17 protein-coding genes and 1 riboswitch are annotated in these 16,950 nt (G+C 34.9%); of the genes, 2 read left to right on the top strand and 15 right to left on the bottom strand.

The genetic code is table 11. From position 1 onward, the window contains the following. Positions 1 to 10: 10 nt before the first annotated feature. From MKX37_RS07410 to MKX37_RS07400, 3 genes are read right to left on the bottom strand one after another with little or no spacing between them, the layout of a single operon-like run. On the bottom strand, positions 11 to 574 hold the full coding sequence (locus MKX37_RS07410; RefSeq protein WP_002064506.1) for a CPBP family intramembrane glutamic endopeptidase: 564 nt from the start codon (positions 572 to 574) through the stop codon (positions 11 to 13). After that, positions 574 to 2,103 carry a RecQ family ATP-dependent DNA helicase gene (locus tag MKX37_RS07405; protein ID WP_002086642.1) on the bottom strand — a complete coding sequence of 510 codons (1,530 nt, stop codon included), beginning with the start codon at positions 2,101 to 2,103 and terminating at the stop codon, positions 574 to 576. The genes MKX37_RS07410 and MKX37_RS07405 overlap by 1 nt, the downstream gene beginning before the upstream one ends. Continuing rightward, a complete protein-coding gene (locus tag MKX37_RS07400) occupies positions 2,093 to 3,154 on the bottom strand; it encodes a helix-turn-helix domain-containing protein (protein ID WP_002086645.1) in 1,062 nt (353 codons plus the stop codon). The genes MKX37_RS07405 and MKX37_RS07400 overlap by 11 nt, the downstream gene beginning before the upstream one ends. Before the next feature lie 297 nt (positions 3,155 to 3,451). On the opposite strand from MKX37_RS07400, the gene MKX37_RS07395 reads away from it, so the two are divergent. Continuing rightward, the gene (locus MKX37_RS07395; protein WP_001151994.1) at positions 3,452 to 3,700 is read left to right on the top strand and encodes a ferredoxin; all 249 of its coding nucleotides are present in this window, start codon (positions 3,452 to 3,454) and stop codon (positions 3,698 to 3,700) included. A 117-nt stretch (positions 3,701 to 3,817) separates the two neighbouring features. Here the strand turns inward: MKX37_RS07395 and MKX37_RS07390 are convergent, their stop codons facing one another. Continuing rightward, entirely contained in the window at positions 3,818 to 4,396 is a 579-nt protein-coding gene (locus tag MKX37_RS07390; protein WP_002011769.1) for an ECF transporter S component, read from the bottom strand. 163 nt (positions 4,397 to 4,559) lie between these two features. Beyond that, positions 4,560 to 4,699, bottom strand: a riboswitch (FMN riboswitch). Positions 4,700 to 4,947: 248 nt separating this feature from the next. On the opposite strand from MKX37_RS07390, the gene MKX37_RS07385 reads away from it, so the two are divergent. Further along, entirely contained in the window at positions 4,948 to 5,634 is a 687-nt protein-coding gene (locus MKX37_RS07385) for a hypothetical protein (RefSeq protein ID WP_002011767.1), read from the top strand. Positions 5,635 to 5,854: 220 nt separating this feature from the next. On the opposite strand, the gene MKX37_RS07380 is transcribed toward MKX37_RS07385, so the two are convergent. The 11 genes from MKX37_RS07380 to MKX37_RS07330 form a co-directional block, all read right to left on the bottom strand. Then, positions 5,855 to 6,469 carry a peptidoglycan DD-metalloendopeptidase family protein gene (locus MKX37_RS07380; protein ID WP_002141020.1) on the bottom strand — a complete coding sequence of 205 codons (615 nt, stop codon included), beginning with the start codon at positions 6,467 to 6,469 and terminating at the stop codon, positions 5,855 to 5,857. A gap of 85 nt (positions 6,470 to 6,554) precedes the next feature. Continuing rightward, positions 6,555 to 7,136 (bottom strand): cob(I)yrinic acid a,c-diamide adenosyltransferase, encoded by a 582-nt coding sequence (locus MKX37_RS07375; RefSeq protein WP_002086651.1) that lies wholly within the window; start codon positions 7,134 to 7,136, stop codon positions 6,555 to 6,557. A 142-nt stretch (positions 7,137 to 7,278) separates the two neighbouring features. Further along, positions 7,279 to 9,054, bottom strand: coding sequence for a sensor histidine kinase ResE (resE, locus tag MKX37_RS07370; RefSeq protein ID WP_088291306.1), 1,776 nt, complete (start codon positions 9,052 to 9,054; stop codon positions 7,279 to 7,281). After that, positions 9,054 to 9,770 (bottom strand): DNA-binding response regulator ResD, encoded by a 717-nt coding sequence (gene resD / locus MKX37_RS07365; protein ID WP_002011758.1) that lies wholly within the window; start codon positions 9,768 to 9,770, stop codon positions 9,054 to 9,056. Before resD ends, resE begins: the two co-directional genes overlap by 1 nt. Positions 9,771 to 10,071: 301 nt before the next feature. Continuing rightward, entirely contained in the window at positions 10,072 to 11,229 is a 1,158-nt protein-coding gene (resC, locus tag MKX37_RS07360; RefSeq protein ID WP_002141019.1) for a cytochrome c biogenesis protein ResC, read from the bottom strand. Between the two features lie 18 nt (positions 11,230 to 11,247). Beyond that, positions 11,248 to 12,864, bottom strand: a complete 1,617-nt coding sequence (resB, locus tag MKX37_RS07355) for a cytochrome c biogenesis protein ResB (RefSeq protein ID WP_002186305.1) — start codon at positions 12,862 to 12,864, stop codon at positions 11,248 to 11,250. A 124-nt stretch (positions 12,865 to 12,988) separates the two neighbouring features. Continuing rightward, on the bottom strand, positions 12,989 to 13,510 hold the full coding sequence (gene resA / locus MKX37_RS07350; protein ID WP_002064495.1) for a thiol-disulfide oxidoreductase ResA: 522 nt from the start codon (positions 13,508 to 13,510) through the stop codon (positions 12,989 to 12,991). 94 nt (positions 13,511 to 13,604) lie between these two features. Beyond that, on the bottom strand, positions 13,605 to 14,333 hold the full coding sequence (gene rluB, locus MKX37_RS07345; protein WP_002030733.1) for a 23S rRNA pseudouridine(2605) synthase RluB: 729 nt from the start codon (positions 14,331 to 14,333) through the stop codon (positions 13,605 to 13,607). Between the two features lie 288 nt (positions 14,334 to 14,621). Next, positions 14,622 to 15,152, bottom strand: coding sequence for a spore maturation protein SpmB (gene spmB, locus MKX37_RS07340; RefSeq protein ID WP_002086660.1), 531 nt, complete (start codon positions 15,150 to 15,152; stop codon positions 14,622 to 14,624). Next, on the bottom strand, positions 15,149 to 15,745 hold the full coding sequence (spmA, locus tag MKX37_RS07335) for a spore maturation protein SpmA (RefSeq protein ID WP_002086662.1): 597 nt from the start codon (positions 15,743 to 15,745) through the stop codon (positions 15,149 to 15,151). The genes spmB and spmA overlap by 4 nt, the downstream gene beginning before the upstream one ends. Beyond that, the gene (locus MKX37_RS07330) at positions 15,738 to 16,862 is read right to left on the bottom strand and encodes a D-alanyl-D-alanine carboxypeptidase family protein (RefSeq protein WP_002086664.1); all 1,125 of its coding nucleotides are present in this window, start codon (positions 16,860 to 16,862) and stop codon (positions 15,738 to 15,740) included. The genes spmA and MKX37_RS07330 overlap by 8 nt, the downstream gene beginning before the upstream one ends. Positions 16,863 to 16,950: the final 88 nt, after the last annotated feature.

Genomic DNA, 16,950 nt, shown 5'->3' with positions numbered 1-16,950 from the left:
CACCTTCCATTTATTTTCTTAATTGGAGCCCCATTATAAAATCAACAAGAAAGTGTGCAAAGATTGTTATAAACAAATTTCCTGTCCACTCGAATACATAACCAAAAACAAAACTAATAAAGCAGACGAAACAAAACAAAAAAGGCTTCGTTATATACCGAATATGTAACACAGCAAAAATTAAACTCGCTATTACAATTCCGAAATGAGTCTGCACTACACCTCTAAATAAAAACTCTTCCGCAAAGCCAATAATAAACGTGATAACGAGTAAATGCATGACAGAAATCCCTTGAAACATTCTATCGTTAATGCCACCATCATCAAACCAAGATTCTGGAAACACTCGCATTGCAACATAATCTAATAACACAATACAAATCGCTAACAAGCTACCTATTAAAAGTATAGAAACCGGTTCCCATTTCCATAAACTATAAACTTCTCTTTTATCTTGAAATAATATATATGCTAGTAAACAACCGATACCAATAATGATTAGTTGTGTTATGTAGAGATTCAGTCTTATTTCTCTCGGACTCATATCTTCAACATTATGCCTTTGAATGTTCATCATTCCTCCATCTTTCCTAGGCCGAAAAGCTTTTGTAACTCTGTTTCCCAATTATAGTCGAAAACTAACTGTTGCGCTCGTCTTTTTTTATAATCCGTTTTTGTAATACCACAGTAATCACAACAGTTTTCTATCTCTTTTTCTTTTCTATAACCGAATTGTTGTAATAAATATTCACGTCTACATCCTTGAACTTGTATCCATGACTTCATATTTTCTAACTCACTATATTTATTACGCATTCTCACTTCCACTTCCGCTATTAATCTGTGCATTATTTCATCTGACAAGCTCTCTAGCATGAGATTTCGCTGTTGTATGATTCCAAGATGTTCGAGATGATAACGTGTAAAGCGCCAATACTGTTCATTAAATCTTGCTGCATTATAACAAATTTCTTCTACATCTTCTAATGGTAATACTTTCGTTTGAAACATTCTTTCTTGTAGTAACGAAAATAAAAATTGTATTTGCGATTTACTTGGTAATTCATCTTCAATGATTGAAATTGGCAAATCGTGATCCAATGGACTACATAATAAAATGGCTATACTCAATTCTCCATCTCTTCCGGCTCTTCCAATTTCTTGTAAATAGGAAGCTACATTTGTCGGATATTGAAAATGAATAATATATCTTGTATTCGCCTTATTTACCCCCATCCCAAAAGCACTTGTACATATTACAATTTGCAACTGGTCATTCATAAACTGTTGTTGAATTAACATACGCTCTTCATGTTCCATACCACCATGATAAAAAGCTACACCTGTAATTCCTTTTCCTCTTAAATACTCGGTTAAACGCTCTGTCCAGGCCCTACTTGAACAATAAACAATACCAGGCCCTTGCAAATACATTACATGCTCAAAAAGCGCCTCTTTTTTTTCTTCTATTGTTTCCACAAATTGCACTTCCATCGCAATATTTGGACGATCAATTGAGTACACATGCTCAGCAATATTTTTTAGATTTAAACTTTCCGCTATATCTCGCAGTACATCCTTTGTCGCAGTTGCTGTTAATGCTAGTACTGTCGGAGATCCGATACTCTCAATTACTTTATCTAATTTTTTATAATCTGGCCGAAAATCATAGCCCCATTGTGAAATACAATGCGCTTCATCTACGACAAATAATGAAATATGAATTTTTTTCAATTCTCTTATTAGAAGTTCCGACTGCAACATCTCTGGTGATACGAAAACAAATTTATAAAAAGATAGCTTTTTCATTGCTTCTCTTTTTTCAATTAACGTCCGAAAACTATTCAATGCAATAACTCGATTTTTCACGACATACTTTAATTGCGTAACTTGGTCTTCCATTAAAGATAATAATGGTGATACAACAAGCACCGTACCCTCTTGCAGAAGCCCCGGAAGTTGATAACACATTGACTTTCCCCTTCCAGTCGGAAGCATTGCTACAACATCTTTTCCTTCCAATAAGTCCGTAATAACTCCTTTTTGCCCCGGACGAAATTCAGAATATCCAAACCACTTATATAAATATTCCTCAAGCTTCATTTATACCCTCCATCCGTGCCAATACAAGACGTACTTCAAAATAAGAGATTTCCTCTCCAACCGCTTGCTTCAACACACGCAATTTACGTGTTTGTAATGCTTCAATTACTTTTGTTACTTTTTCCATTTTTTCTTTTTCCATAAACATTTCAATAGAAAATTCTTTTTCTCGTAAAGCAATTTCTACAAAATGGTCTTCTATCGTGGCAACCTTCAAATTCCGAATTGTTGCTATTTCTTCTAAAGAGCGTCCTTGTCTCCAAAGATTATATGTTTTTTTTGTTGATAAACTAAATAAATCAGCTTTCTCATTTGGATAAGATATAATTTCAGCTAATAATGGAAACTCATTTTCTTTATTGCGAACTTCTTGAATAAGGAAATGAATTGTACCCCAAAATAAAAAATACACTCGAAATATATCTTGTTTCGTAATTTCCGCTAATTGTTGTAAAGTACACCCAATACGTTTATACCCAGTTAACCGATATATTACGATTGTCGCCTCTACTGGATTATTTTTTTGTAAAAGAGTATGCATTTCCTTCCATAATCTTTTAGCCAATTCACTTCTCATATACGGTATTCCAGTGAGAAAACGTTTCACCCACATCATTATTTCTGTATCCTGTTGAATTGGAATAAATTTCGTATTCGCCTGTTGTAAATTCGAAATGGTTTGAACGATCAATGATAATCTCTTCCAAAATGTTTCACCTATTTCACCATAGTGTAAACCATTTAAATATGTCGGAAAGGCAAAGTCACCTTCCCATTTGTTTAATTGCACGTTACCAGCAGTCGTTAACACATATGTATTATCATGTATACCTTGAACTAAATCCGTTTGTAACAACTTTGCAACTTCTTGATCATAATCAGCTCTATTTAATGACTTATAAATCCCAAACAAAAAAGAAATTTGAAACATATTCCCATCTTGTAATGTTTGCGACGATCTCTTTCCTTTTAATAAATAATAAATCGAAGAAACGGTTCTTTCACCATTCAATTGTTTTAAACAATATAATAAAGTATATTGTAGCTGCATTACCGCTTCCACCTCTCAGTCTAACTTCATTCCTTTTTCAATACGATTGCACATTAACTGCTATTCATTTAACTTATCATATTCACACTACATGCTTGTATATATTCTATTGTATCAAACGAAATAACATTTAAGTATTTTGAAAATCTTATGAAATAATTCAAAAATAAGTTGACACTCTAATTGATAAGCATTATCATTATAATTTTATGTTGAAAAGTTTTTAAAACCGTTTTACAATAAGATTATAATTTTTTGGCGAACTTTTCACATACATATTATCAGGAGGGAAAAAATATGGCAAAATATACAATCGTTGACAAAGATACTTGTATTGCATGCGGTGCTTGTGGTGCTGCTGCACCAGACATTTATGACTATGATGATGAAGGCATTGCATTTGTAACATTAGACGATAACCAAGGTATCGTTGAAATTCCAGATGTATTAATTGAAGATATGATGGATGCATTCGAAGGTTGTCCAACTGACTCAATTAAAGTTGCTGACGAATCATTTGATGGCGACTCTTTAAAATTCGAATAGTCTTTTATTAACTTCAAAAAATCCCCCTCATACTTATGAGGGGGATTTTTTGCACTCTTTTTCATTCTCACTAACAAAAAAACCATTAGCAGTTACGCTGCCAATGGTTTAATATTTTTAAGCATTTTTCATTTTTGCAAATACCCATACTTTCAAGCGTGAAAATAGTGCTACAAATACAATTGTTACAACAATTCCTTTAATTACATTAAACGGTAATATCGCCGTTACAATAGTTTGTCGCATAATATCACTAGACATAGCTGGTGAATTTAAAAACCAAGTGTACGCTGGTAAAATAATAAAGTAGTTTAACACACTCATAATAACTGTCATAGTAATTGTACCTAGCATTAATCCTGTCGTTAAACTTTTTACTGTGCGATACTTTCGGAATAAGAATGCTGCTGGACCAATAAATAAACATCCCGCTATAAAGTTTGCTACTTCTCCTACTGGTACTCCCGTTAAACTTCCTTGAATTCCGTAATGCAAAATATTTTTTATCGCTTCTACAATTACACCTGCAATTGGACTAAAAATTATCGCCGCAATTAAAGCTGGCACATCACTAAAATCAATTTTTAAAAATGGCGGAAGCCCTGGGAATGGAAAATCCAACATCATTAGTAAATACGCAATACTACTTAGCATCGCTACACTCACCATCTGCACTACACTGTTTTTTTGTTTCATCTTTCTCTCTCCTTTTCCATCGATCTTCTCATGGAAAGTGGAAAGGTTCTGCTATGCCTATTTTTTCATAGAACGAAAAAACCCTTTGTGATTTACACAAAGGGAGAATTTTAAGGCACATCAAACAGACGTTCAAATACTTATCTTTTTTGAACGCTTGAACCTCCATCTTCTCCCATCCAGACTGTACTGTCGGCTTTGGAATCACACCAAATCCTGCCTTAACGGCTCGCGGGCTTAGAACGAAATTATTAAATGTTCATCACCGCCGGTCGGGATTTTCACCCTGCCCCGAAGATAGACCGATATTCTATTTTCCACTTCATTATACAACAACATGATCGTATTGTGAACAAAAAAAGTGTAACTTACTAAAAATAAGTTATTGATTTTATATAATTAAAGAAACAATCACTATATTTTACAATACAACCCATATTTTTTATAATTCGGTATTTCTCTTATGAATCCCCCTAGTCATATGTCGTCAAAAGTGATAAGATGTTGAATTGTTAAGATAAGAACATTTTCTGAGTTATGGAGGAAATGTCATGAAGAAAGATAAAAGACACTCTATTCGAGAAGCAATGAAAAAGAACTTAAGAAAAGAATACTTTTATTTGAAAAAAGAATTACTTTTCTACTGTCCAATTGATCTAGGCACATTCTCAAGAGAGACATACTACGCTACTTTTGACCAAGATGGCATAAGTATTTATCAGTATGATAAAAAAACAGAAAGTAAATTAAAATTGTGTGAGCGTCATCCATGGAAGAGTTGGAATAAGGTAAAAGTTGATCACTATTTAACAACTTCTCAATTTATTTTCCAAGGTGAGCGAAACTGGATTTTATCCCTTTTCCAAAAAGGAAAAGAAGCTCAAAAAATAATTGAAGAACATACATCTTTACAAACGGAAGTTGTTTCCCGTCCGTTTTCCAAGAAACTTCCTGGTTTCCGTTCTGATACTCCATTGAATAAATACATCGGTAGCATTTGTTACACTGCACTTATTGCATTTTTATTAAAATGGATGATTCCATTTCAAGCACCACAAATCGCCCTGTATTCTCTTTCAATTGGCTTTATGCTTCTTGGTTTACTTTGTCTTACAATTGGTCTAATCGAACCAACTATCGTACTATTTCGGACAAAAGAAAAAACAAGAACAAAAGTCTTTTACTTATATAGCTACTTAGCTATTACTGGATTTATATGTGTCTTTATTTTTTGGTAAAAGAAGCCGTCCCAAAAGATCTTTTGGGACGGTTTTTCGTTAAGGATAGGTTGCTCTTACTGTCGCATTTTATTGTTAGTCGACATTTCTTGTCGAAATGTCGATATAATAATAGCTATGTTCGATATAAATTTGCGTCGATATAATTTCATTTACTATCGCAATCTTAAATAAGAAAAAAATAAATTTATTCAAAAGTTATGCTTTTGAGACGTTGCCTTTACTTGACGTATAGTTGTTGGTTCGGATAGATTTGCTCTTGTCGCAATCCATTCCTCACTTTAATTTCCTCAACTGTCATACTAAATTTCCGGGCAATACCAACTAAAGTATCACCTTTTTGTACAATATATAGTGATGATGACACAACTTGATTTTTTTGTTCATTTAAAACAAGCAACGGATTCATCGCATTCCTTTTCTCCATCGTCCATCTCCCTTGATGCACTTCTAAATGTAAATGCGCTCCTCGCGATTCTCCTGTATTCCCTACCTCTCCAATTAGCTCTCCTTTTGAAATGTTATCACCTTGAACTACATATCTCTTATTTAAATGCGCATAAACAGCCTCATATTCTCCATGTTTAATAAACACAACATTTCCATAACTACTTGAAAAATAAGACTTTGTCACCTTACCATTTTGAATAGCTGCAACAGGCGTTCCAATAGGCGCAGCTATATCAATACCATAGTGTTTCCCATGTCTTGTCCCAAAATAATCACTTATCTGCCCATCAACAGGCCATATCCACTGATTCCCTTCAGCGTAAACATGTAATTGAGATAAAAATAATACACTCAATATCACCACGCCACATTTTAACGCTTTCATATACATCCTCCGTTTTCTAATAACCGTCATACCTTCTCTATTGTGGGATATTACAGAAAAAAGTATACAAAAAAAAGAAAGTGGATTACTCCACTTCCTTCTCTTCTTTATTACGAAAAACAAGTGCACTGCGGTTATACTCCACATCTTTCACTTGTAAACGCGCATTTATTACTCTAGCAAGCGCAAATAAATAATCAGATAACCTATTTATATACTTTAGAACAATTTCATTGGTTTCTCCTTCTTTTTGCAATGACACTATACAACGTTCTGCTCTTCTTATAACTGTACGTGCAATGTGTAGTGCAGCCGATATCTCGCTACCGCCTGGTAAAATAAAACGCTCTAAAGGCGGCGCTTCTTCTGTATACGAATCAATTCGTCTCTCTAAATACTCGACCATCTCTATCGTTACTTTATAAGGGATTTTCTTCTCTACTATTGCTAAATCCCCTCCACAATCAAATAGTTCATGTTGAATATTTTCAAGTTCGTTATAAATGTTACGAAAACATTCCTCTTGTAATTTAGACATGGCATATCCGATATGAGAATTCGCCTCATCAATTGTTCCATAAGCTTCTACACGTATATGATCTTTATCCACTCGGCCACCTATGACACTCGTTTCCCCTTTATCACCTGTTTTTGTATAAAGTTTCATTTCATTATGACACCTCTCTTTTTATTTTCATTCTGATTATTAAAGAAAAAAACTCTACCATTCTTTATTTAATTGCACTTACAAAAAAATAAAAAAACAGTAAAGCTTTTATTCATGATCAACTTTTTAAAAACATATATATCTAAATTATACGATTTGGTAAATATACAGAGAATGTAGTTCCTTCTCCAACGACACTTGATACAGAAATTTTCCCGTCATGACCTTGAACAATATTTTTAGCAATCGCAAGCCCGAGTCCTGTTCCAACTTTTTTCCCTCGCGTTCTTGCTTTATCAGCTTTATAGAATCGATCGAACAAGAACGGAATATCTTCTTCTGGAATACCAGCACCTGAATCTTGCACTTCGAAAGTAAGGCCACTATTTTTCGTATTAATTACAAGTGTAACATGTCCACCTGCATTTGTATGACGGATTGCATTATCAATTAAATTCGTCAGTACCTGTTCCATACGGTCTGCATCAAACGGATATTGTTCAATTGGACTTTGGAAATCCACTGTTAATTGGACTTCTTTATCCTTTGCAATCCCCTGGAATTTACGGCCAATTTTTTCGACAAATGGATGAATATCTACTTCACCTATATGTAACTCTACATGTCCACTTTCCATACGGGCTAAATCTAATAACTCATTTACAAGTTTACCTAAACGAACAGATTCATCATAAATAATTTGAACAAACTCATTAATTTCTTCTTTCGTTTGCACAATATCATCTAAAATTGCTTCACTATATCCTTGAAGCATTACCATCGGTGTACGAAGTTCATGTGATACATTCGCAATAAAGTCTTGACGCATTTTCTCAAGACGACGCTCCTCCGTCATATCTCGCAATACTGCTACAGCTCCACGAATTTTTGTTTGATTGTAAAGCGGTGTCATAAGAACTACGTAGTTACCTTTTTGCAAATTAATTTCAACAACTTGTTGTTGCTCACTTTCTACAACGAGATGGAATAGTTCAACAAGTTCAGAAGGCAGTTTTTTAATTAACTCTACTTCTTTTTCTTCTTGCCAAACTTGTAAGAAGTGTTCTGCCGGTGGGTTGATAACAACGACTTCACCTTCTTGATTTAACGTAACAACACCATCTGCCATACTACTCAAAATGCTAGCTAACTGCTCTTTTTCTTGCTGCAGGGCATTCATATTAAACTTCAACTGTTTCCCCATTTGATTTAAAGCAGTTGCAAGCTCACCAATTTCGTCCTGAGACACCATAGGGGCTTTCGTATCAAATTTCCCGCGCGCTACCTCAAATGCAACCTCACGCATTTTACGAAGCGGTGCCGTAATTCGAGTAGATAAGAAAAATGCAAAGAAAGTTGTTAAAATAATCGCAATCCCGGCTGATAAGAAAATAAAATCAGTCGTTCTCTCCATACCTTGTATTGGAACTTGCAATGATTCATATACAAACACTGCACTTTGATTTTTTGACTGTACTGGTTTCCCGACGATCATAATATCATTTTCAGTATTTTTATTCTTCCTACTATTAGAAGCTTTTCTAATATTATTCTTAATATCCTTTTTATCTGTAAAAACAGCTGCTAATTCTTTATCATTTTTCAAATCATCTATTGTAAGAGTAACTAATCCTTCTTGTTTCGGCGAAGAAGAAATTTCCTTACCGTCTTCTACAATGATAATCCTTGAAAGTGGATCAGAAAATTTGTAAGCAATATTCTCAATCGTTTTTACATCGGCACCTTCTTCAATTAATTCCGTGACACTTGTTGCAACTTTCTGAAGCCTAGCTTCACTCATATCAACATAATACGTTCTAAAAAACTGTGAAAGTAAAATAGCAACAAATCCAAGAACAAACGAAACGAGAAGTAATATGGTCATCCATAACTTCCCTACTACACTTCTCCAAAGCATCAGTCGTTCACAACCTCAAACTTGTAACCTACGCCCCAAACGGTAACAATCATTTTCGCTGCATCTGGTGATTGTTTACTTAACTTTTCACGTAAACGCTTTACATGCGTATCAACTGTACGTAAATCTCCGAAGAACTCATATTGCCATACTTCTTTTAACAATTGCTCACGGTCAAAAACTTTATCCGGGGATTTCGCTAAGAATAATAGTAATTCATATTCTTTCGGTGTTAAGTTTACTTCATTACCATCCGCTGTAACGCGGTGCGCATCATTATCAATTGTTAAATGAGGGAAAACAGTAACATCTTTCGTCGTTGTATCTTGTGTAAAGAATGTCGTTGGTACAGCGCGGCGTAATACCGCTTTCACACGAAGTACTACTTCACGCGGGCTAAACGGCTTTACAATATAATCATCAGTTCCAACTTCAAACCCTTGTACCCTATTTACTTCTTCACCTTTTGCTGTCAGCATAATAATTGGCGTCGCTTTCTTCTCACGAATCCCTTTACACACTTCGATACCATCTTTACCAGGCATCATAATATCCAGTAGGATTAAATCATAATCATTTTGTAACGCCATTTCTAAAGCTGTATCACCATTATCCGCTTCTTCAATTGTGTATTGCTCTCTTTCTAAATACATCTTTAATAAACGACGAATACGATCCTCATCGTCTACAATTAAAATTCTTGATTCATTTTCCATTTCTACCCGCTGCGTACTTTTACCACAACGGTTTACACCTACCCTTCTACAATATAATGTTGCACCTATCCTCGTTTAATTAAGCATTTTTTAACGTTCCACTTCCCATATTATGCTTCACAAGAATAATAAAGTTTGTTCATTTTTTTTCCAAAACTATGTATTTTTTTTGAACAGTATATTTGGTCCTCGACATCATTTTACAGAATCAACCACTACTTTGTCATGTTTTTCTCAAAAAAGAAGAAAATTTGACAAAAATAAAATAGGAAAGTGACATACACTTTCCTATTTTATTTCTCTATGCATATGAATGTAAACCCGCGATAATTAAGTTTACTACAATAAAGTTAAACATAATGATTGCAAAACCAATCACTGCAAGCCAGGCGGATTTTTCTCCATGCCATCCTTTAGATAAACGTAAATGTAATACCGCAGCATAAAAGAGCCAAGTAATAAGCGCCCAAACTTCTTTTGGATCCCAACCCCAAAAGCGCGTCCAAGCGATTTGAGCCCAGATCATTGCAAAGATTAATGCTCCTAATGTAAACACCGGGAATCCTATCGCAATAGAACGATATCCGATTTCATCTAATAAATCACTATTCGTATTCTTTACTAACGGCTGAAGTGCCGCTGACACTCGCTTACGTAAAACAAGTCTTAATACAATATAAAGTAGCGTTCCCACTAACACTGACCAAATAACAGTATTTAATTTTTTCGCATTTACAATCGCTGGAACTTCAACTGTTGGCTCTAATTTATTTTCTGTCATTAACTTCCCTTCATGCGGTCCAACTAAAGCAGGGAGATTATACTTCATTTCAACTTGTTGTTCATTTTTATCAACCCATTGAAACTTCGCTTCGTATTTCATACTAGAAAATACCGTTGTTATTCCAATAAACCCAACTGTACAAACAAGTGTGAAAACTACTGTCTCTAACCAAAATGTACGCTTACTTCTTGTTGATTGATCTACATTTTTCAGTAAATACATTACGCCTGTAATAAAACTAATTGCTAATATTGCTTGTCCCGCTGCCGCTGTCGTTACATGAATATGTAGCCAATTACTCTTTAAAGATGGTATAAGCGGCGAAATTTCTCTCGGGAACATACTTGCATAAGCGATTAATAAAAGAGCTACCGGTAAAGCAAATAAACCAATAATACTTACACGATATACAAAGTACATAATGATAAAGGCTCCCACAAGCATCATGCCAAAAAATGTACCAAATTCAAAAAAGTTACTAACCGGTGCATGTCCTGATGCGATCCATCTTGTAACAAAATATACTATTTGTGCAATAAACCCCAAAATTGTTATAGTTATACCTATATTTGCCCACTTGTTACCTTTTTCTTTAATTGCTCCTCCAAAAAATAAAGTTGCAATTAAATATAAGATAAACGCCGCGAACAGAAAATTACTACTTATTTGTACCATGTCGTTTCCCCACCTTAACTAATTTTTTTCATTCATTTTATCGTGTGGTTGTGGAATCGCTGTTCCTTCTAGTACTCTTTCAATATCTTTCTTTAAGCCGAACCAATTTTTATTCGTATGGCCTGCAACCCACCATTCATCATTAACACGTTGTATCCAAATACGGCGATGGTTCCAATACATACCTTGAATCACACCAACCATAAATATAAATCCTCCAATACCGAGAATCCAAAGCGTCAAATCTTTTCTTACTGTAAGAGCTGTTGCATTTTGCATTTCCACACCTGCAAATGACATTTTATATTTATTATTCCCGTCAGGCTCTATGTTTTGCTGAATACCGACGAAACTAACTTCACCATCTGGTGTTTCCGGGGTAAACATTTTAAAGACGAATGCAGGATTATTCGGTAATTTTGTTTTCGTATTCGGCCTTCCATTCTCATCAAAATAAAAATCAGGAAAATAGCTTAATAGTTCTAGAGAATACCCATTTCCTAAATCATATTTTTCTGTAGGATTCGCTAAATCTACTTTAATCGGTCCCAACTTTTGATTATTTTCTTTGTTTTGCAAATGGAAAGACATGCTTTTAAATTCACTTTCTTTGTAATCCACTTGATAAACAGCAAATTGATCAAATTTCAGTGGCTCATTCACTCGAATTTCAGCTTCTTTTACCTTTTCTAATTTTGGTTTTTGACCCGCTATATTTTCTCCTACCGCTTTATATAATACAGCATTTGTTTGGAAGTTTTTCGCAATCATTTTATCACCAACACGATCAATTGCTTCATCAAAAACTTCTTTATCCTTACTCTTATCATAAACTTCCTTGATAAACTTTTCGTTTTTCAAATAGTATTGACCATCTGTTCCTGGTATTTCTTTCGTTTCACCGTCACGTAACCAAAGTGCTTCATCTACATACATACTCGGTAAAAAACGTAGCATTGCACCGAATAGAAAGATAATAAGACCAATATGGTTTACATATGGACCCCAGCGTGAAAAACGTCCCTTTTCCGCTAAAACGTTTCCGTCTTCCACTTTCACCTTATAATTACGTTTCTTTAAATTAATTTGAACTCGTTCTAAGTCACCTTCATGCGGCGTACCAGTCCCGTGCACTCTCTGTCTTTTCAAAAAACTTGGGTGTCTTTTCACCCCTTGTTTTTTTAAAGCTTTATAAAGAGGAATGACACGGTCTAAACTACATATAACAAGTGAAATACCAATGGAAGCAATTAAAATCATGTACCACCATGATCCATATAAATTATTAAATCCTAATTGATAGTATAATTGTCCTAAAAATCCATACTCGGTCTTATAATATTCAGCTGGTTCGATTCCTGGAGTTATGTACATTTCTTGGGGAAAGATAGTTCCTATTGCCGATGAAGCTAAAGTTATTACGATTAACCATACACCTACTTTTACAGAAGAGAAAAAACTCCAAATTTTATCGACTATCGTTTTTGTATGTGTGAGAGATCTCCGAGCACTCCCCTCATATCTCATATCCAATAATTTTATATTTTCATTACTTTCAAATGGTTTCCCACATGCTTCACAAAAAATGGTTCCTATCGGATTAACATGTCCACATTCACACTTAATTTCTTTCAAAGCTCTCACCGCCCTTTTATCTATATGTACTATTGTATATTCCAGCTTATAGTTACCGCAATACTCAGAATTTTTAAAGCGAAGGCGCTATACGTAAGCACCTCTTATGTAAAGGCTTTATTAATTATGGAGTGATTTTCTTTAAGTACTCTTCCAATTGTTCCTTCGTTTGCTCACCTATAATTTGCTCTACTACTTTGCCTTCTTTATCAATTAAAAAGGTTGTTGGTAATGGTCCCACTCCATATGTACCTATGATCTTTTGCCCTTTATCAATTGCAACTGGGAATTTCAAATCGTATTGTTTCACAAAGTTCTTCACTGCGATATCCGTTTCATCTGCATCTAAGGCAATAATTTCAACGCCTTTTTCTTTATATTTCGGATATAACTCATTCATATAAGGCATTTCTTTTTCACAAGGTTTACACCAAGTTCCCCAAAAATTTAAAAATACACCTTTTCCCTTTAAATCTTTTAATTCAATATTCTTTCCTTCTAAATCAGTTACAACAAAGTTAGGTGCTTCTTTTCCAATTTGCATTTTCTCTTTATCAGTAAAAAATCCTTGATATAGCGTAAACCCTACCGCACCGCTTAAAATGAGCAAAATGATAACACGAAATAATAAGCGATTTTTTTTCATGTTGTCTCCCCTCTCTTCGACGAGTGATAAATATATGTATTTTTTAATAAATCACCAGCGGAGCATTCCACTGGTGAAAGTTTCACAATATAGATTAGCGAGGCTTTGTAGAAGCCAATGCACGTAATTGTTTCACCTCATGTGGTGTCAATTCTCTTGCATCGCCAGGACGCAAGCTACCCACTTCTAAAAAGGCATACCGTTCACGTTTTAATTTCATTACTTTACAATCTAACGCTTCAAACATGCGGCGTACTTGACGGTTACGTCCTTCATGAATCGTTAATTGTACAATTGCCATCTCTTTACGCTTGTCCCAAGAAATAATTTTCGCTTGTGCTGGTGCTGTTTTCCCATCTTCTAATGCAACACCTCGTTCTAACATGCGAATTTTCTCACCTGTTAATGGCCCTTTAATTTTCGCAACATACGTTTTTTCAACTTTATATCTCGGATGCATTAATACATTTGCAAATTCACCATCATTTGTCATCAATAATACGCCAGACGTATCATAATCTAAGCGTCCGATTGGGAATAAACGTTGTCTAATTTCAGGGAAAAAGTCTGTTACAACATTTCTTCCTTTATCATCTGATACACTTGAAATTACACCAGTTGGTTTATATAGTAAAAAATAAACAGGTTCTTCTTTTTCAAGAGGGATGTTATTTACTTCCACTTTATCTTGAGGAGTTACTTTTGTTCCTAACTCCTTCACTATTTTCCCATTAACTTTCACTTTCCCTTGCTGAATTAATTCCTCAGCCTTTCTTCTCGATGCAATACCTGCTTGCGCAATCACTTTTTGTAATCGTTCCATTTCTTTTTTTCACCTCAAATTTATCTTACCTTACATTAGAAAGACTTGGCAACCGCCTAAGCTTTATGCCATTTACTTCGCCTATCTTTAACAACATAGCAATGATGATAAACGTCTAAAGGCATATCACGTTTTCACCCTTTATTATTGTTTACACTTTTTCATGTTGTCCACGATAAAAGTTCATCATTTTGTCAAAAACACCGCATAAAAAAACCACTATTAAACTACACGTTAATAGTGGTCGTATACGTATTATAAGCTAAATAGCGCAAAAAATGAATAGCATTACCGAAACAATAGGGAAACAAACACAATTGAACAAATAATTCCGATTAAATCTGCAAAAAGTCCTACCTTTAATGCATCTCCCATTTTTCTAATACCGACAGCCCCAAAGTATACTGTTAATATATAAAAAGTCGTATCTGTGCTACCTTGCATCGTTGAAGCTAACCTACCAATAAACGAGTCTGGCCCATATGTAGCGATTAAGTCGGTCGTAATACTTAAACCAGCAGATCCCGAAATCGGACGTATAAGTGCAAGTGGAACGATTTCGGCTGGTACATGAATAAAGTCTAACATCGGCTTCATTACCGATATCATCGCATCTAAAGCACCTGATGCCCGGAAAATAGAAATAGATACAAGCATTCCAACCATAAACGGCAAAATGGAAACCGCAATTTGAATCCCTTCTTTTCCGCCCTCAACGAACGATTCGTACGTTGGAACTTTCTTTATCGTGCCATACAAAAGGATAAAACCAATTACACAAGGAATTACCCATAATGAAATTGTATTTACAATACTCATTTTTTCCGCCCCTTTCTACTCCTTCTCCGGTAAAAATAGCGGTCAATCCAAATCGCTCCAATCATCGATAACACTTGTGCTATAAATGTTACGCCAACGATTTCAGTAGGGTTTGCTGATTCATAAGTCATTCGAATCGAAATGACAGTAGTCGGAATTAATGTAATCGCTGAAGTATTTAATGCTAGAAACGTCACCATAGAACGACTTGCTGAATCCTTTCCACCATTTAACTCTTTCAGTTGTTCCATTGCTTTAATACCTAAAGGTGTTGCTGCATTACCTAACCCAAAAAAGTTCGCCATCATATTTGATAAAATGAATCCCATTGACGGGTGATCCTTCGGTATTTCTGGAAATAATCTTTTTACTATCGGCATAAAAAGTGATACTAACTTCTTTAACAATCCAGCTTCCTCAGCAATTTTCATTAAACCGAGCCAAAATACTAAAACACTAATAAGTCCAATACAAATCGTTACAGCATCTTTTGACCCTTCAAACACTGCTTTGGTCACTTCTTCCATCGTTCCATTTATCATGGCATACACAATCCCTATAACTGCCATCGCTGCCCATACGAGATTAACCATCTATCCCAACACCTATCATGTAAGAGAATATTTCTTTTACGTTATTCCAATACATTCCCGTTGTAGCTACTAACTTTCGTTTACTGTAAAACAAATTTCGTTCTCCAACTTTCTCGTTCCCTACATAAATTTCTGTCTTCCCAATCTTTACTCCATCCGTAAGTTTTGCACTTTTATCGAGCTCAACTTTCAATAACACGCTCTTTCTTTCCTCTTCAGTTAAAGGTACAGAAAAACTATTTTTCGTATAAACATGATTGGCATATTTCTTTTCATTTATTTCAGCGAGTGCGCCTTGTCCTAAAACTTTCGCTTGCTTATAGCGTTCAAAGCCTTTATCAAACAAATTCATATGATCATCCCAGTCACTAGAAGCACTCAAAGTTACGACAATTAAATCTAGTCCATCTTTTGAAGCTGTTGTGACAAGCGTCCGTCCTGCTTTCTTCGTAAAACCTGTCTTTCCCCCTGTTGCAAATTCATAATAAGATGTCACAAGCTTATGTTTATTTTTCCACGGATAATCCCAAGAATCTGATTTATACGTTTTTGTTCCAAAAATTTTCTTAAAGGTCTCGTTCCCCATTGCATATTTCGTTAATAATGCCATGTCATAAGCCGACGAATAATGCGATCCATCCCCATCCAAGCCATGCGGGTTTGAGAAATGCGTATCTTTCATTCCGATTTCTTTCGCCTTTTCATTCATTAAATATACAAATCCTTCTATACTCCCTCCCACATTTTCAGCAATTACTTGTGCTGCATCATTACCAGATCTAAGCATTAATCCGTAAACTAAATCTTCTAACTTAACTTTTTGTCCAGGTTTTAAATAAATTGCCGATCCTTCTACTCGTACCGCTTCATTACTAACCGATACTAATTCTTTCATTTTTCCTGATTCAGCAGCTAACAATGCTGTCATAATTTTTGTTATACTAGCAATTTTTTGTGGCTCATGTTCTAATTTCCCATATAGCACACGACCGGATTGTTGTTCCATTAAGACTGCGTTACGAGCACTGACACCACCGTTCATTTTTGCATATGCAGGAATTGGCATAACGCTTGCGTACATTATAATTAGCGTAATTATTATACAAATTCGTCTCATATTTCCCCCCACGTCCTTTTGGCACTTTTTGTACAAGTGTATGCTTGGCCTTTTAAAATATGAACGAAATCTTCCTTCCACCTCCACT

This window comes from Bacillus sp. FSL R5-0709 (assembly GCF_038004785.1).
GTDB classification, from domain to species: Bacteria; Bacillota; Bacilli; order Bacillales; family Bacillaceae_G; genus Bacillus_A; species Bacillus_A mycoides.
This window is presented reverse-complemented; position numbering and strand designations above follow the sequence as displayed.

Excerpts from the sequence above, each read along its gene's own strand:
- resD (WP_002011758.1), bottom strand. The coding sequence starts at position 9,770 with ATGGAAAATGAATCAAGAATTTTAATTGTAGACGATGAGGATCGTATT.
- MKX37_RS07410 (WP_002064506.1), bottom strand. The coding sequence starts at position 574 with ATGAACATTCAAAGGCATAATGTTGAAGATATGAGTCCGAGAGAAATA.
- MKX37_RS07375 (WP_002086651.1), bottom strand. The coding sequence starts at position 7,136 with ATGAAACTTTATACAAAAACAGGTGATAAAGGGGAAACGAGTGTCATA.
- MKX37_RS07330 (WP_002086664.1), bottom strand. The coding sequence starts at position 16,862 with ATGAGACGAATTTGTATAATAATTACGCTAATTATAATGTACGCAAGC.
- MKX37_RS07390 (WP_002011769.1), bottom strand. The coding sequence starts at position 4,396 with ATGAAACAAAAAAACAGTGTAGTGCAGATGGTGAGTGTAGCGATGCTA.
- MKX37_RS07395 (WP_001151994.1), top strand. The coding sequence starts at position 3,452 with ATGGCAAAATATACAATCGTTGACAAAGATACTTGTATTGCATGCGGT.
- resC (WP_002141019.1), bottom strand. The coding sequence starts at position 11,229 with ATGGTACAAATAAGTAGTAATTTTCTGTTCGCGGCGTTTATCTTATAT.
- resE (WP_088291306.1), bottom strand. The coding sequence starts at position 9,054 with ATGCTTTGGAGAAGTGTAGTAGGGAAGTTATGGATGACCATATTACTT.
- resA (WP_002064495.1), bottom strand. The coding sequence starts at position 13,510 with ATGAAAAAAAATCGCTTATTATTTCGTGTTATCATTTTGCTCATTTTA.
- MKX37_RS07385 (WP_002011767.1), top strand. The coding sequence starts at position 4,948 with ATGAAGAAAGATAAAAGACACTCTATTCGAGAAGCAATGAAAAAGAAC.
- spmA (WP_002086662.1), bottom strand. The coding sequence starts at position 15,745 with ATGGTTAATCTCGTATGGGCAGCGATGGCAGTTATAGGGATTGTGTAT.
- spmB (WP_002086660.1), bottom strand. The coding sequence starts at position 15,152 with ATGAGTATTGTAAATACAATTTCATTATGGGTAATTCCTTGTGTAATT.
- MKX37_RS07380 (WP_002141020.1), bottom strand. The coding sequence starts at position 6,469 with ATGAAAGCGTTAAAATGTGGCGTGGTGATATTGAGTGTATTATTTTTA.
- MKX37_RS07405 (WP_002086642.1), bottom strand. The coding sequence starts at position 2,103 with ATGAAGCTTGAGGAATATTTATATAAGTGGTTTGGATATTCTGAATTT.
- rluB (WP_002030733.1), bottom strand. The coding sequence starts at position 14,333 with ATGGAACGATTACAAAAAGTGATTGCGCAAGCAGGTATTGCATCGAGA.
- MKX37_RS07400 (WP_002086645.1), bottom strand. The coding sequence starts at position 3,154 with ATGCAGCTACAATATACTTTATTATATTGTTTAAAACAATTGAATGGT.